The organism is Streptomyces filamentosus, assembly GCF_014654895.1.
In the GTDB taxonomy this organism is placed as follows: domain Bacteria; phylum Actinomycetota; class Actinomycetes; order Streptomycetales; family Streptomycetaceae; genus Streptomyces; species Streptomyces filamentosus.
This window is the reverse complement of record NZ_BNBE01000002.1, coordinates 890,289-904,605: the sequence shown is the minus strand read 5'-3', so window position 1 is coordinate 904,605 and position 14,317 is coordinate 890,289. Positions and strand designations below refer to the sequence as shown.

The window sequence follows — 14,317 nt, the reverse complement described above, 5'->3', positions numbered from 1 at the left end:
TCCGCACCCGTATCCCTGAGGAAGGTCCCCGTGACGTCTCTGGCCCGTGCCCAGCGGTCGCTCGCCGACCCGTCCGTGCGCCATCCGCTCTGGCCGCCGCTCACGGCCGGGTGCCCGGTGACGTCCACCGGCGAGGTCGCGTACCCGCTGGAGGTGGACTACGACTACGACGCGGTCCCGGCGGACCTCTTCGCCCGGCCGGCCGCGCACGGTCTGGAGCGGTGGGCGCCGCTGCTGCCGCCGCTGGCCGCGCCGGGACTCGGGGAGGGGAACACGCCGCTGGTCGCGCTGGCGGACGGGGTGTGGGTGAAGGACGAGTCCCGCAATCCGACGTGGAGCCACAAGGACCGGCTGAACCGGGTGGCCGTGAGCGCGGCCGTGGCCTCGGGCGCGCGGGGGATCGTCGTCTCCTCGTCGGGGAACCACGGCGCCGCGGCCGCCGCGTACGCGGCGCGGGCGGGCCTGCCGTGCGTCGTCTTCACCTCGCCGCAGGCGCCGCCCGCCGTCGCCTCCCACCTGCGGGCGTACGGGGCGACCGTGCTGGCCGTCCCGTACGCGTCCGTGCGGCCCCTGATGCGGCGGATCGTCGGGGAGCTCGGCTACCAGTCGGTCAGCAGCGTGACGGACTCCGCGCACACCGGGCACCCCTTCGGCCCCGAGGGCTACAAGACGATCGCCTACGAGATCGCCCTCGCGCTCGGCCGGGCGCCCGCCGCCGTCCATGTACCGGTCGGCTACGGGGAGTTGCTCTTCGGCGTGGCCAAGGGCTTCCAGGAGCTGGCGCGGCTGGGCGTGACCTCCGCCGTGCCCCGGATGTACGGCGTCGAGCCGGCCGCCGCCGGGGCGCTGACCGAGGCGCTGCGGACCGGCCGCCCGGCCGCCCGGGTGCCGGTGGGGCCGACCGCCGCGTACGCGATCGACTGCGAGGTGAACAGCTACCGGGGGGTGCTGGCCGTCCGGGCGACCGGCGGCGCGGCCCGTACCGTGACGGAGGATCAGTTTGCCTCGGCCCGCGAGGAGTTGGCGCGGCAGGGGATCTGGTGCGAGGTGTCGTCCGCCGCCGGTCTCGCCGGGCTGCGCGCGCACGGCCCCGATCCGGCGGGGGAGGACGGCCCCGTGGTCTGCGTGGTCACCTCCAGCGGGTACAAGGACGTAGCCACCGGGCGGGACCCGGTCGTCGCGGCGGACGCCGACCGGGAGACGGTCCGGGCCCTGCTGGAGCGGTGAGGCCGGGCCCTTCCCTCCCGGCGGTCAGTGGTCGCGGTGGTACCCGGCCACCGCGCCGAAGGCCGCCTTGGGGTCCCACGGCAGGCCGGGGCGGTGGGCGCCCTCCCGGTCCTCGTACACCTTGACCACGCCGTAGCTCGCCAGGTCCAGGTCCTCGCGGGGGTCGCCGCCGGGGCGGTGGACGTGGTCGTGGAGGGCGAAGGTGAAGACGAAGGTCGTGTCGACGCCCGCCGCGTCGAAGGCGGCGAGCAGCTCGCGCAGGTACGCGGCCTGGCCCTCCTCGTCGCGCTCGTACGCGCCCGTCAGCCGGACGGGGCCGGTCTCGTCGTACTCGACCACCTCGAGGCCGAGCGCGCCGCGGTCGCCCGCGCCCCGGTAGCAGGCCGCGCCGAACTCGGTGACCGCCACCGGCTTGTCCTGGGCGGCGACCATGGCCCGCACCCCCTCGGCGAAGCCGTCCGCGGTCGCCGCCGAGCGGTAGACGTCGACGGAGACCAGGTCGAAGGGGGTCCAGTCGACGGCTTCGAGGGGCACGGAGGCGTAGGTGACCGGGCCGCCGAAGCGGGCCCGGACGACCGCCGCCGCCTCGGCGAGGAAGGCGTTCACCCGGGCCCGGACCCTGCCGAGCGCGGCCCGGAGCTCGTCCGGGCGGCCGAGCAGCGCCACCCGCTCGCCGGTGTCGGCACCGGGCAGGAAACCCGGGTTCATCAGGCTGAGTTCGGCGCCGGCGACGAACACCACCCGCGCGCCGCCCCGGCGCAGCCGCTCCGCCCGCTCCGCGCAGTCGGCGAAGAGCGCGAGCATGTCCGCCTCGCTCCGTTCGAGCGGGTACGGCGAGAACCAGACCTCCAGGCCGAGGTCGGCCGCGTGCTCGGCGGCCCGTTCGATCCGGTCCGGGTCGCCGCCCATCACCCGTACCGCCGTGCAGTGCAGTTCGTCGCGGATCACCTCCAGGTCCGCGCGGACGGCCGCCGGGTCGAACTCCCGGCGGGAGTTCCGCCCGTGCCGGACGAAGCCCGTGTCGTAGCTGATGCCCTTGGCGCGCATGACCGCTCCCGCTCTCGAATTTAAGGTACGTGACGTACCCTAATTGGAGTGCGGCCGGGTGGGCAAGGAGGATGGGAGGGTACGGCTGGTACCGGGAGCGGACGGGAAGGGGCGGGCATGGTGCGGGAGGCGGCACCGGGGGAGCGGCGGACGGACCCCGGGCGGACCCGGCGGCGCGGCGCCGCGCTGGAGGAGGCGATCCTCGAAGCGGCCGCCCGGGAACTCACCGAGTCCGGCTTCGCCGGCATGACCATGGACAAGGTCGCGGCCCGCGCCGGCACCAACAAGAACACCCTCTACCGCCGCTGGCCGAACCGGCTGGCCCTCGGCACCGCCGCGTACAAGCGGCTCGCGACCACCGCGCCCGTCCCGGACACCGGCACGCTCCGCGGCGACGTCCTGGAGCTCCTGCGCCAGGCCAACCGCCACTGGAGCTCCCCGCTCGGCGCCGTCCTGCGCGAACTGCTCGCCGCCGCGGGCGGCGCGACCGAATTCCTCTCCGGTCTCCAGGACCGGTCCGGCGAGGCCGCCGCCGCCCCCTGGCTCACCGTCCTCGGCCGGGCGGTGGCGCGCGGCGAGGCCTCGCCCGAGGCGCTGCACCCCCGCGTCGCGACCGTCGCCGTCGCCCTGCTGCGGGGCGAGTTCGTCGTCCAGGGCGTGCCGAACGTTCCCGACGCCGTCCTCGTCGAGATCACCGACGAGGTCTACCTCCCGCTCGTCCGGGGCCGCGGCACCGCCCCGCGCGGGGCGGACGCGTGACCGCCGCCCTGCGCACCGGGCGGCTGCTGCTGCGGCCCGTCCGCAGCGCCGACCTGCCCGCCGTGACCCGGCTCTGGACCGACCCGGAGGTGCGGCGCCACCTCGGCGGCCCGGTCATCGACTCCGTCGTCCGGATCCGGCAGCGGCGGATCGTCGGGGCGCCCGGCTTCCACGCCGTGGTCCGTGCCGCCGACGGCGTGCTGCTCGGCCTCGTCACCGTCGAGACCGCCGGCCGCGGCGGCGAGACCGAGGTGTCGTACCAGTTCCTCCCCGAGCACTGGGGCAGCGGCTACGCCCGCGAGGCGGTCGCCGCCGCCGTGGCCCGGGCCCTGGAGACCGCCCCGAGCGTCGTCGCCGTCACCCAGGAGGCCAACACCCGCTCCCGCCGCCTCCTGGAGGCGGTCGGCCTCACCCACGCCGACTCCTTCGAGGAGTGGGACGCCCGCCAGGTGCTGTACCGCCGCCGGGCGCCGGGCGCACTCTAGGGGGTCACGAGCCGTCCGCGCGGGCGGCGAGGCGTCCGGCGGTCTTCCTCGGGGCCCGGTCCAGGGCGTGGAACCGGGGGAGGGCGGTCCGCGTGGCCGTCCGGCGTCCCGGTCACCCTGCGGGCGGGACGTGGACGCCCGGTGCCAGGCTCCTGACGACGTCGAACTCGTTGCCCTCGGGGTCGGCCATGACGATCCAGCTGCGGCCGGGGCCCTGGCCGACGTCCACCCGGGTGGCGCCGAGGGCGAGCAGCCTGGCCGCCTCGGTCTCGGTGTCGGTGTCGACGGGGCTGACGTCGAGGTGGAGGCGGTTCTTGGCGGTCTTGCCCTCGGGCACCCGGATGAAGACGAGGGTGGGCGGCATCTGGCCGGCCCTGACGGCCTCCACGGTCGGCTCCCAGGAGGCGATCTCGACCTGGCCCTCGGCGCGGTCGATCACCTCGAAGCCCAGAGCCGCGCACCAGAAGGCCGCGAGGCGTTCCGGGTCGTGGCAGTCGACGACCAACTCGGTGAACCTGCTCGTCATGACGTCTCCAGGGGGTGGTGCGGTTGTGTCGGCCGGGGAGGGGGAGGAGTGAGCGGGAGGGGGTGACGGGGACGGTGGTTACGGCCGGGGCCGCGGGGGCGCCGCCTTCTCCAGGTCGTCGACGCTGCCGGACATGAGGGTCCGCACGTGCTCGGTGATGTGCTCCGCGGGCCAGTCCCACCAGGCGATCGCCAGCAGGCGGGCGATGTCCCCGTCGCTGTGGCGGGTGCGGAGGAGACGGGCCGGGTTGCCGCCGACGACGCCGTAGTCGGGGACGTCCCTGGTGACCACCGCGCCGGTGGCGACGATCGCGCCGTGCCCGATGCGCACGCCGGGCATGACGGTGACGCCGTGGCCGAGCCAGACGTCGTTGCCGACGACGGTGTCCCCGCGTCCGGGCAGGCCGGTGAGCAGGTCGAAGTGGTCGGCCCAGGAGCCGCCCAGGGTGGGGAAGGGGAAGGTCGAGGGGCCGTCCATGCGGTGGTTGGCGCCGTTCATGATGAAGCGGACGCCCGTGCCCAGCGCGCAGAACCTGCCGATGACCAGGCGCTCCGGGCCGTAGTGGTAGAGCACGTTGCGGGTCTCGAACGCGGTCGCGTCGTCCGGGTCGTCGTAGTAGGAGTACTCCCCCACCTCGATCAGCGGGGAGGTGACCAGGGGCTTGAGCTGGACCACCCGCGGCTGGTCCGGCATCGGGTGGAGGACGGTGGGGTCGGCGGGGACGGGCACGGGGGCTCCCTCGGGGCGCGCGGACGGTGGGGACGGGGCGTGCGGGCGTGCGGCGACGGCGGTCGCCGCCCCGGCGTCCCCACGCTTCCCGTGAACGGCACGGCACGGCACGTGCCGTGCCGCTGTCCCGAAGCCTGCCCAGATCGGAGGAGCCTGTCAAGAACGGCACGTGCCGTGCCGTTAGTCTGGGGGCATGACCCCTGTCCGTCGTAGCGGCCCCGATCTCACCGAGGCCATCATGCGCACCACCCTGGAACTCGGGCAGGAGCTCGGCTACGCCAAGCTCAGCATCGAGGCGATCGCCGCCCGGGCCGGCGTCGGCAAGCACACCGTCTACCGCCGGTGGTCCTCCAAGGGCGCCCTGCTGCTCGACTCCCTGCTCTCGCGCGGCGGTTCGGCCCTGGACTACCCCGACACGGGTGACCTCCGCGCCGACCTGCGCCGGCAGATCCAGGAGGCCGTCGGCCTCCTGGCGAAGGGTCCGCTCAGCCCCCTCTTCAAGGCGCTGGTCGGCGAGGCCCAGCACGACCCCGGGATCGCCGCCGCGCTCAACGAACGGTTCATCGCCCCCCAGGCCGCCAAGACCGTCGCCCGCCTGGAGGCGGCGCGCGACCGGGGCCAGCTGGCGCCGGACTTCGACCTGGACCTGGCGATGGCGATCCTCTCCGGACCGCTGTACTTCCGGCTGCTGATCACCCAGGAACCGCTGACCTCCGACTACGTCGACCGCGTCCTCGACGCCCTCTTCGCCGGCATGGGACCGCGGCCGTGAGCGGAGGGCGGACGGCGGCCGCCACCCCGTGAGCGGGCCGCCGCCGACGGCCCCGGGCCGTCCGCGGGCCGCCTTCCGCGCCGCGCGTCAGACCGCGCCGTCCCCGGCCAGCCGGTCCACCGCCCGCTCGATCCGGGCCGCGCGGGTCTTCGCCGTCCGGGCCTGCCACAGGGAGAGGATCACCAGGTAGCGGTCGGTCCTCCCGAGGGCGTCGAAGGCCCGGGCCGCGTCGGGGCGGGCCGCGAGGGCGGCCGCCAGGTCGTCCGGGACCGTCGCGTCCTTCTGGGAGGGGTACGCGGCCTCCCACCGGCCGTCCGCCCGCGCGGCCCGGACCTCCGCGAGGCCCGGCTCGCGCATCCGCCCCTCCGCGAGCAGCTGCTCGACCTGGCGCACGTTGACCTGGGACCACAGGCTGCGCGGCCGGCGCGGGGTGATCTTCTGGAGGTACGAACGCGCGTCGCGGGCCTTGCGCTTGCCGGTGATCCAGCCGTACGCCAGCGTCACGTCGAGGATCTCGCCGGCCGTCGGCGAGGCCGGGCCGCCGTCCTTGCGGCCGAGCAGCAGCCAGATGCCCGGAGTGTCCCCGTGGTGCTCCGCGAGCCAGGACTCCAGCGCGCCGCCGTCCGCGAACGCCAGGACGACGAGCCCCTCGTCCGTACCGACCGTCTCCACCCCGACCGCCCTCCAGCCGTCTTCCCGGTCCCGCTCCGGGCGCGTCCGGGCACACCCGGAGCGGGGCCGGGCGCGTCCGGCCAAGATAGCGGCACCGGCTGGAGAACGGCCGGAGCCCCCGCACCGGGCCGCGCCGGCCCGGACGCGGGGACACCCGTGCCAAGGAGCTGTGAACCCCATGTCCTTCCTGGTGATCGGCGAGTGCGTCGCCGACATCGTCCGCGTCCCCGGCGCCGCCGACGTCGTCCATCCCGGTGGCAGCCCCGCCAACGTCGCCTTCGGCCTCGCCCGGCTCGGCCGGGAGACGACCCTCCTCACCCAGCTCGCCGACGACCCCGCCGGGCGGCTCGTCGCCGGCCACCTCACCGGCGCCGGGGTGCGGCTCGCGCTCGGCGGCGCCCCGGACCGCACCCCGTCGGCCGTCGTCTCCCTCGACGAGCACGGCCGGGCCGCGTACGCCTTCGACATCGCCTGGACCCTGACGGCCGGGGAACCGCCCGCGACCCCGCACCCGGTGCGGCACGTGCACCTCGGCTCGATCGCCGCCGTCACCGCCCCGGGCGCGGCCGCCGTGCTCGCCCTCGCCGAGCGGCTGCGGTCCGCCGCCACCGTCAGCTACGACCCGAACGTGCGGCCCGCGCTGATGGGGGAGCGGGCGGCGGCCGTGGCCAGGGTCGAGCGGTGCGTGGCCCTCGCCGACCTGGTGAAGGCCAGCGACGAGGACCTGGCCTGGCTCCACCCGGGCGAGCCGGCGGAGGCGGTGGCCGCCCGCTGGCTGGACCTCGGCCCGGCCGTCGTCCTCGTCACCCGGGGCGGGGACGGGTCGCTGGCGGTGACCCGGGAGCACACCGTGACGGCCGCCGCGCCGCCCGTGGAGGTCGTCGACACGGTCGGCGCGGGCGACTCCTTCATGTCCGCCGTCCTCGACGCCCTGGCCGGCCGCGACCGGGCCGGGCTCGCCGCGCTCGGCCCGGCCGAACTCGCCGGGCTGCTGGCCGGGGCGGGCGCCGCCGCGGCCGTCACCGTCTCCCGGTCCGGCGCCCGGCCGCCGGACCGGGCGGAGCTGGACGCCGCGCTCTCCTCCGGGTGGGGGGGAGGGAGGGGGAGACGGGGGAGTGAGTGACGGCCGGTGGTCACGTCCGGGCGTGGCTCGTGATGTCCGCCGCGAACCGCTCGACCAGCTCCGGCGTCACCGTCGGCCGGGCCTCGGCGATCGCCGCCAGGTAGTCCGCCGTGCTCGCCCCCGGCGCGGGGTCGTCCGCGCCCCGGCCGCCGGCGGCGAGGAGGTCCCGCTCGAAGGATGCCTGGGCGGCGACCCGGGCCGCGTGCTCGATGTCCGCCGGGGTGAACAGCTCGCTGGCCAGGACCAGTTCGTCGACGTCCACCTCCGGGCGGCCGTCGGTGTAGCGGGACCAGATCGCGGCCCGGGCGGCCTTGTCCGGCGTGCCGATCGGGATCAGGTAGTCGAAGCGGCCCGGCCGGAGGAAGGCCGGGTCGAGGGAGCGGACCGAGTTGGTCGCGCACACCAGCAGCCGCTCGTCGCGCTCCCGGAAGCCCGGGATCAGCTTGAGGAGTTCGTTGGTGACGCCGTGCAGACCGCCGGGGCCCGCGGGTTCGGTGCGCACCGGGGCGATCTCCTCGACCTCGTCGATGAAGACGAGCACCCGGTCCAGCTCCGCGATCCGGGCGAAGGCCGTGCGCAGCGCCGCCGCGAGGTTGCCGCCGTCGGCCAGCCGGGACGGCAGGATCTCGACGAACGGCCAGCCGAGCCGGGAGGCGACCGCCCGCGCGAACGTCGTCTTGCCGGTGCCGGGCGGGCCGAAGAGGCAGATCGCCCGGGGCGGCCGGACGCCGTGCCGGGCGGCCCGCTCCGGCTCGGCGAGCGGCAGCACCACCCGCCGCTCGATGAGGTCCTTCTCCCGCTCCATGCCGGCCACCTTCGCCCAGAGGTCGCCCGGGAGCCCGGCCGCCGAGGTCGTCGAGGAGCCCGGCGGCGGGCCCGTGCAGCGGCTCGGTCTTCTCGAAGTACGCGACCGCGGGCTGCCGGGTGTAGCCGGCGTTCAGCAGTCCCTCGCCGAGGAGCTCCTCCTCCGGCAGGACGTACGCGATCCGCCCCACCCGGGCGGCGACGAGCCGGCGTTCCAGCTCCACCAGGAGCGCGCTGGCCAGGCCCCGGCCGCGCCAGGCGGAGGCGATCGCGATCCGCATCACCCAGGCGCGCTCCCCGGAGACGCAGGCGAGCGCCGCCCCGATGGGGACGCCCTGGTGGACGGCGACGACGGCCGGCTGGCGGGAGGTGAGGGCGCCGATACACTCGGCGAGCGAGAAGACGGACTCCTGGCCGAGCTCGGCCGTGGTGTCGATCAGGTGGACGACGGCGGCGAGATCGTTCTCGCGATAGTCGTGGATGTGCCAGTTCACCGGTGGTACCGCCCCTCGTGCGCATGCCGGCGGGCATGCCTTGTGCGTGCCCTGCGTGCCCTGCGTGCCCTGCGTGCCCTGCGTGCCCTGCGTGCCCTGCGTGCCCAGCGCGGGCTGTTCGGCCCGTGCGGCTCGTGTGGCCGTTGCGGCGAGGCTAGGCGGGAGCGGTGCGGCGGGGCCTGCGCCATCCTGCACAAGGCGGGGCGGCGGAACGCGCCGCTTCGTCACTGGGCGGGGCGGCCCGCACGCGTACGGCGGCGCTCCCGGGGGAGCGCCGCCGCGGGGACGGGGAGCGGGTGCCTCAGGTCCGGCGCTTGCTCATCAGCAGTCCGCCCGCGGTGAGGGCGAACAGGCAGACGCACGCGCCCGCGATGACGTTGTTGAGGATCATTCCGGTGTCGGGGTTCCGCGTGACGACCCAGGGGGCGACGATCGTCCAGGCGCCGAGCAGCAGGACCACGAAGTTGAGGTCCTGGGAGCGCTCGGGGGCCATCGACGTGCACAGGCCGAGGACGGCCAGGGCGATGCCGACGACCAGGTTGGTGATCGCCAGTTCCGGCCGGGCGGCCGCGAAGTGGACGGTGTAGGCGGAGACCGCGATCCAGACGCCGGCGAGGATCACGAGTTCCTCGACGGCCGCCACTCCTCGGGTCTGCATGATCTGCGCGTAGCGTTCGCGCATCTCGGTCGCGTCGGGATGGCCCGAGATGTCACCGTGACGGTGAGAGACGTCGGCCATGTGACTCGCCTCCTTGCTGGCGTGTTGCGTGTCGGACCGCGCTCGCGGCACGAAGCCGCAGTCCCATTGTGCTCTTATATGTTCCTTATGTGAAGCGGGAACGAGAGCGGCCGTCCGGCCCGGCGTACGCTGGGAGAGGACTCGGGGTACCCCGCTCTCACCGCCGGGAGGCGGAGACGATGACCGGCATCGTACGAAGAAGCTTCGACTCAGCGGACGAGACCCGTCCCTTCGCGGACGGCAAGGGCAGGCTCGACCTGCTCAGCACCGACAGGGGCGCCGTCGGGCGCGCCGTGTTCGAACCCGGCTGGAAGTGGTCCGAGCACGTGAAGCCCCTCGCCGGAACGGACAGCTGCCAGGCCGCGCACACGGGGTACGTGGTCAGCGGCCGGATCCACGTCGTCATGGACGACGGCGAGGAGACCGAGTTCGGCGAGGGCGACTTCATGCAGGTCGCCCCCGGGCACGACGCCTGGGTCCTCGGCGACGAGCCCTGCGTGGCCCTCGACTGGGTCGGCTTCGGCGACTACGCCAAGTCCTCCTGAGGGCCGCGCCGCATCTCTCTGCGGGGCTGCGCCGCACCCCTCCTGAGGGCCGCGCCGAGCCTTCCGGGCAACCGCGGCACGTCTCCCGAGGGCTACGCCGAGTCCCGGGCCCACGGCGGCACGGAGCGCGCGACCTGCCCCGGCCGGGCGGCGAGTTCGTCCAGGACCTCGTCCAGCGTGGTCGCCGCCATGATCAGCGACAGGTGCGTGAACGCCTGCGGGAAGTTGCCCAACTGCTCGCCGGTGGGCCCGATCTCCTCCGCGAACAGGCCGACGTGGTTCGCGTACGTGAGCATCTTCTCGAACGCGAACCGCGCCTGCCGCACCCGCCCGGCACGCGCCAGCGCGTCCACGTACAGGAAGGTGCAGAGGCTGAACGTGCCCTCGGCGCCCCGCAGTCCGTCCGGGGCCGCCCCCGGGTCGTAGCGGTGCACCAGGTTGTCCCGGACCAGGCCCCGCTCGATCGCGTCGAGGGTGCTCAGCCAGGCCGGGTCCGTCGGACCCAGCAGCCCGGTCCGGGGGATCAGCAGCAGGGACGCGTCGAGCACGTCCCCGCCGAAGTACTGGGTCAGCGCCCGCCGCCCCCCGTCCCAGCCCCGCCGCATGACCTGCGCGAAGATCTCGTCCCGCGCCGCCCGCCAGGTGTCGAGCGCCGCCGGGCGGCCGAACTCCCCGGCCAGCCGCAGCCCCCGGTCGAAGGCCACCCAGGACATCACCCGGCTGAAGGTGAAGTCCTTCCGCCCGCCGCGCGTCTCCCAGATCCCCTCGTCGGGGGAGTCCCAGGACGCGGCGAGCCAGTCCAGCATCCCGGACACCGCCCGCCACCCCTCGTACGTCGGCTGGCGGTCCCGGCCCCCGCCCTGCGCCAGCGCGTACATCGCCTCGCCGAAGATGTCGAGCTGGAGCTGGTCCGCCGCCGCGTTCCCCACCCGCACCGGCGCCGAACCCCGGTACCCCTCGAACTCCGTCAGCACCTCCTCCGGCAGCCACGGGTCGCCGTCCACCCGGTACATGATCTGCAACGGCCGCCCCCCGCCCCCCGACCGCTCGGTGAGCCGGGCCGTCAGCCAGTCCGTGAACGCCGCCGCCTCCTCCTCGAACCCCAGGTCGAGCAGCGCCCGTACGGCCAGCGACCCGTCCCGCACCCAGGTGTAGCGGTAGTCCCAGTTCCGCTCTCCGCCCACCTGCTCCGGCAGGCCCAGCGTCGGCGCCGCGATCGGCGCCCCCGACGGCAGGTACGTCAGCAGCTTCAGGGTGATCGCCGACCGGTGCACCATGTCGGGCCAGCGCCCCCGGTACCGCGCGGTGCGCACCCACCGCTGCCAGAAGTCCACCGCGTCCCACAGCCGCGCCTCGACCTCCGCCACGTCCGGCAGCGGCGGCGGACCGGCCTCCGGGCCGTCCACGGTGAAGGACGCCCCGGCGACCTCCCCCTCCGACAGCTCCAGCCGCCCCCGCACGTCGTGCGGCCCGTCCCGCTCCAGCGGCACGTTCGACTGGAGGAAGCCCGCCATCGCCGCCGACCGGAAGGCCGCCGTGCGGCCGTCCAGCCGCAGCTCGTGCGGCGTCCGCCCGAAACCGAACCGCGGCCGGCACTCCAGCGTGAAGGCGACCCGGCCTCGGGTGCACCGCATCACCCGCATCAGCGCGTGCCGGTCCGTCGGCCGCCCGGTCCGGTCCGGCGGCATCCAGTCCATCAGCTCCCCCACCCCGTCCGGGGACATGAAGCGGGTGACCAGCATCGCCGTGTCCGGGTAGTAGAGCTGCCTCACCGTCACGTCCGGCCCGTCGACCGAGAGCCGGAAGTAGCCGCCCCGGTCGTGGTCCAGGAGCGCGGAGAAGACGCCCGGGGAGTCGAAGCGGGGCGCCGCGAACCAGTCCACGACCCCCTCGTCCGAGACGAGCGCGGCGGTCTGGAGATCCCCCACCAGGCCGTGTTCGGCGATGAGTGGATAGCGCTTCATCCCCTCACTATCGGGGATCCCGCCCCGGCGCGCCCGCCGCCGGGATGCCGCCCCGGGGCAGGGGGAGGACGATGGGCAGAGTACGGAGCACGGCGGGGAGAAAGGCGCAGGACCGGCTCGGGGACGCGTCTGTCCGGACACGGCGAGGTCATGGAAGCAACGCCCGCGGCCCAGCGGGGCCGCCCCGCGAAGCAGAGCGCGCTGTACCGGCTGGGCCACTGGTGCGCCCGCCACTTCCTCGTCGTCACGGCCCTCTGGCTGGCGGCGCTCGTGGGCCTCCAGATCACCGACCGGGCCGTCGGCGGCCAGTACTCGGACGACTTCACCCTCCCCGACGCCCAGTCCGCCCGCGGACTGGCCGTCCTGGAGGCGCACGACCCGGCGGCCGGCGGCTACGGCGCCCAGATCGTCCTCGACGACCCGGACGGGCCCCTCACCGCACAGGCCACCGCCGTGAACTCGACGGTCGCCGCCCTGGAGAAGCTGCCGGACGTCCTCAGCGCCCAGAACCCGCTCCCCCCGCCCGGCACCACCCCGCCCCCCGCCTCCTCCACCACCCCGAACACGGGCCCGCTCTCCACCGACGGCAGGACCGCCTACATCACGGTCCGCTTCGGCGTGCCCCCGTCGACGCTCGGCAGCGGCTACCTCACCGGCGTCGACAGCGCCGTACAGCCGCTCAGGGACGCCGGGGTGACCGTCGAGTACGGCGGCCCGCTCGGCGAACTCGCCCGGCCCGCCCCCGACGACCGCACCAGCGAGGCGATCGGCTTCGCCGTCGCGATCGTGGTCCTCCTGATCGGCTTCGGCAGCGTCATCGGCGCCGTCATGCCGCTGGTCACCGCCCTCCTCGGCGCCGTCTGCGGCCTCGCCCTCCTCGGCCTGACCGCCGCCGCCTTCACCTTCGGCACGGTCTCCCCGACCCTCGCCACCATGATCGGCATCGGCGTCGGCATCGACTACGCCCTCTTCCTGATCACCCGGCACCGCCAGAACCTCATGGACGGCCACGATCCCGCCGACGCCGCCGGCCGGGCGACCACCACCAGCGGCCGCGCCGTCCTCGTCTCCGGCTGCACCGTCGTCATCGCCCTGTCCGGACTGTGGGTCTCCGGCGTCACCTTCATCGGCAAACTCGGCCTGGCGGCGGCCTTCACCGTCGTCACCGCGGTCGTCGCCGCCCTCACCCTCGTCCCCGCCCTGCTCGGGCTCGTCGGCCGCCGCATCGACCGCTACCACCTCCGCCGACCGGTCGCCGAGACCGGCGCAGAACCCGGCGCCGCCCCCCACGGCGCCTGGCACCGCTACGCCCGGCGCGTCGAGCACCGCCCCTGGTACTTCCTCGCCGGCGGCGTCGTCGCCCTGCTCGTCCTCGCCTTCCCGCTGCTCTTCATCCAGCTCGGCCACATCGGCGACGGCGCCGACCCGAAGTCCTTCACCGACCGCCGGGCCTACGACCTGATCTCCACCGCCTTCGGCCCCGGCGCCAACGGCCCGCTGACCCTGGTCGTCGACCAGTCCGCCGTGCCCTCCGCCGACCGGGCCGCGCTCGCCACCAGCCTCCAGAAGGCGCTCACGGGCGTGCCCGACGCCGCCTCGATCACCCCGCTGAAGACCACCCCCGACGGCGAGGTCCTCCTCGGCACCGCCTACTCGGTGGCCTCCCCGCAGGACGAGCGGACCACCGAACTCACCAACCGCCTCGTCGACGACGTCCTGCCCGGCGCCGTCGCCGGCACCGAAGCGCGGACCTACGTCACCGGCACCACCGCCGCCCAGGTCGACTTCCTCGACATCGTCTCCAGCCGGCTGCCGCTGATCATCGCCGTCGTCGTCGCCCTCGCCTTCCTGGTCGTCCTGACCGTCTTCCGGGGCCTCCTCGTCGCCGTCAAGGCCGCCGTCCTCAACGTGCTCTCCATCGCCGCCTCCTACGGCGTCGTCGTCGCCGTCTTCCAGTGGGGGTGGGGCGGGCCCGCGCTCGGCGTCTCCGGCAAGGTGCCCATCGAGAGCTACGTGCCGATGATGATGTTCGCGATCGTCTTCGGCCTCAGCATGGACTACGAGATCTTCCTGCTCTCCCGGGTCCGGGAGGCGTGGCTGCGGACCGGCGATCCCGAGGCGAGCGTCGCCCACGCCCTGGAGATCACCGCCCGGGTGATCACCTGCGCCGCCCTCATCATGGTGAGCGTCTTCGCCGCCTTCGTCGTCTCCGACAACATCGTGGTGAAGATGCTCGGCCTCGGCCTGGCCGCCAGCGTCCTCATCGACGCGACCGTCGTCCGCCTGCTGCTGGTGCCCGCCGTGATGACCCTGCTCGGCCGGCACGCCTGGTGGACCCCGCGGTGGCTCGACCGGATCCTGCCCCACCTGGACACCGAGGGCGAGGAGGCCGTCCGGCGCGACGAGGCCGCCGCGGCGCCCCGCTGAGGGC

The 14,317-nt window shown here is 75.0% G+C and carries 13 protein-coding genes and 1 pseudogene; 7 read left to right on the top strand and 7 right to left on the bottom strand.

Features of this window, described 5'->3' with window-relative positions:
• The first annotated feature begins 15 nt into the window (after positions 1-15).
• Positions 16-1,227, top strand: coding sequence for a threonine synthase (locus tag IE326_RS23015; protein WP_190043475.1), 1,212 nt, complete (start codon positions 16-18; stop codon positions 1,225-1,227).
• Between the two features lie 24 nt (positions 1,228-1,251).
• On the opposite strand, the gene IE326_RS23010 is transcribed toward IE326_RS23015, so the two are convergent.
• Positions 1,252-2,274 carry a glycoside hydrolase family 113 protein gene (locus tag IE326_RS23010; protein WP_190042849.1) on the bottom strand — a complete coding sequence of 341 codons (1,023 nt, stop codon included), beginning with the start codon at positions 2,272-2,274 and terminating at the stop codon, positions 1,252-1,254.
• A gap of 117 nt (positions 2,275-2,391) precedes the next feature.
• Between IE326_RS23010 and IE326_RS23005 the strand changes: the two genes are divergently transcribed.
• Positions 2,392-3,033: a TetR/AcrR family transcriptional regulator gene (locus tag IE326_RS23005; protein ID WP_190042848.1), complete on the top strand. Its 642-nt coding sequence runs from the start codon at positions 2,392-2,394 to the stop codon at positions 3,031-3,033.
• Positions 3,030-3,518 carry a GNAT family N-acetyltransferase gene (locus IE326_RS23000; RefSeq protein WP_190042847.1) on the top strand — a complete coding sequence of 163 codons (489 nt, stop codon included), beginning with the start codon at positions 3,030-3,032 and terminating at the stop codon, positions 3,516-3,518. The genes IE326_RS23005 and IE326_RS23000 overlap by 4 nt, the downstream gene beginning before the upstream one ends.
• A 112-nt stretch (positions 3,519-3,630) precedes the next feature.
• Here IE326_RS23000 and IE326_RS22995 read toward each other — a convergent pair whose 3' ends face one another.
• Together IE326_RS22995 and IE326_RS22990 are read right to left on the bottom strand one after the other, a co-directional pair.
• Positions 3,631-4,044 (bottom strand): VOC family protein, encoded by a 414-nt coding sequence (locus IE326_RS22995; RefSeq protein WP_190042846.1) that lies wholly within the window; start codon positions 4,042-4,044, stop codon positions 3,631-3,633.
• A gap of 78 nt (positions 4,045-4,122) precedes the next feature.
• Entirely contained in the window at positions 4,123-4,737 is a 615-nt protein-coding gene (locus IE326_RS22990) for a CatB-related O-acetyltransferase (protein ID WP_373310283.1), read from the bottom strand.
• A 229-nt stretch (positions 4,738-4,966) separates the two neighbouring features.
• On the opposite strand from IE326_RS22990, the gene IE326_RS22985 reads away from it, so the two are divergent.
• Positions 4,967-5,545 carry a TetR/AcrR family transcriptional regulator gene (locus tag IE326_RS22985; RefSeq protein WP_190042844.1) on the top strand — a complete coding sequence of 193 codons (579 nt, stop codon included), beginning with the start codon at positions 4,967-4,969 and terminating at the stop codon, positions 5,543-5,545.
• 87 nt (positions 5,546-5,632) lie between these two features.
• Here the strand turns inward: IE326_RS22985 and IE326_RS22980 are convergent, their stop codons facing one another.
• Entirely contained in the window at positions 5,633-6,217 is a 585-nt protein-coding gene (locus tag IE326_RS22980; RefSeq protein WP_229915577.1) for a YdeI/OmpD-associated family protein, read from the bottom strand.
• 178 nt (positions 6,218-6,395) lie between these two features.
• Between IE326_RS22980 and IE326_RS22975 the strand changes: the two genes are divergently transcribed.
• Positions 6,396-7,340, top strand: a complete 945-nt coding sequence (locus IE326_RS22975) for a carbohydrate kinase family protein (protein WP_190042842.1) — start codon at positions 6,396-6,398, stop codon at positions 7,338-7,340.
• Positions 7,341-7,350: 10 nt separating this feature from the next.
• Here IE326_RS22975 and IE326_RS22970 read toward each other — a convergent pair.
• Both IE326_RS22970 and IE326_RS22965 read right to left on the bottom strand, forming a co-directional pair.
• Positions 7,351-8,638 (bottom strand): annotated as a pseudogene (locus IE326_RS22970) (ATP-binding protein).
• Between the two features lie 301 nt (positions 8,639-8,939).
• Positions 8,940-9,377, bottom strand: coding sequence for an SPW repeat protein (locus IE326_RS22965; RefSeq protein WP_150226624.1), 438 nt, complete (start codon positions 9,375-9,377; stop codon positions 8,940-8,942).
• Positions 9,378-9,556: 179 nt separating this feature from the next.
• On the opposite strand from IE326_RS22965, the gene IE326_RS22960 reads away from it, so the two are divergent.
• Positions 9,557-9,922 carry a cupin domain-containing protein gene (locus IE326_RS22960; protein WP_190042841.1) on the top strand — a complete coding sequence of 122 codons (366 nt, stop codon included), beginning with the start codon at positions 9,557-9,559 and terminating at the stop codon, positions 9,920-9,922.
• A gap of 92 nt (positions 9,923-10,014) precedes the next feature.
• On the opposite strand, the gene IE326_RS22955 is transcribed toward IE326_RS22960, so the two are convergent.
• Positions 10,015-11,886 (bottom strand): glycoside hydrolase family 15 protein, encoded by a 1,872-nt coding sequence (locus tag IE326_RS22955; protein WP_190042840.1) that lies wholly within the window; start codon positions 11,884-11,886, stop codon positions 10,015-10,017.
• 150 nt (positions 11,887-12,036) lie between these two features.
• Between IE326_RS22955 and IE326_RS22950 the strand changes: the two genes are divergently transcribed.
• Positions 12,037-14,313 carry an MMPL family transporter gene (locus tag IE326_RS22950; RefSeq protein ID WP_190042839.1) on the top strand — a complete coding sequence of 759 codons (2,277 nt, stop codon included), beginning with the start codon at positions 12,037-12,039 and terminating at the stop codon, positions 14,311-14,313.
• Positions 14,314-14,317 lie beyond the last annotated feature (4 nt).

Excerpts from the sequence above, each read along its gene's own strand:
- IE326_RS23010 (WP_190042849.1), bottom strand. The coding sequence starts at position 2,274 with ATGCGCGCCAAGGGCATCAGCTACGACACGGGCTTCGTCCGGCACGGG.
- IE326_RS23005 (WP_190042848.1), top strand. The coding sequence starts at position 2,392 with ATGGTGCGGGAGGCGGCACCGGGGGAGCGGCGGACGGACCCCGGGCGG.
- IE326_RS22995 (WP_190042846.1), bottom strand. The coding sequence starts at position 4,044 with ATGACGAGCAGGTTCACCGAGTTGGTCGTCGACTGCCACGACCCGGAA.
- IE326_RS22990 (WP_373310283.1), bottom strand. The coding sequence starts at position 4,737 with ATGCCGGACCAGCCGCGGGTGGTCCAGCTCAAGCCCCTGGTCACCTCC.
- IE326_RS22985 (WP_190042844.1), top strand. The coding sequence starts at position 4,967 with ATGACCCCTGTCCGTCGTAGCGGCCCCGATCTCACCGAGGCCATCATG.
- IE326_RS22975 (WP_190042842.1), top strand. The coding sequence starts at position 6,396 with ATGTCCTTCCTGGTGATCGGCGAGTGCGTCGCCGACATCGTCCGCGTC.
- IE326_RS22965 (WP_150226624.1), bottom strand. The coding sequence starts at position 9,377 with ATGGCCGACGTCTCTCACCGTCACGGTGACATCTCGGGCCATCCCGAC.
- IE326_RS22960 (WP_190042841.1), top strand. The coding sequence starts at position 9,557 with ATGACCGGCATCGTACGAAGAAGCTTCGACTCAGCGGACGAGACCCGT.
- IE326_RS22955 (WP_190042840.1), bottom strand. The coding sequence starts at position 11,886 with ATGAAGCGCTATCCACTCATCGCCGAACACGGCCTGGTGGGGGATCTC.
- IE326_RS22950 (WP_190042839.1), top strand. The coding sequence starts at position 12,037 with ATGGAAGCAACGCCCGCGGCCCAGCGGGGCCGCCCCGCGAAGCAGAGC.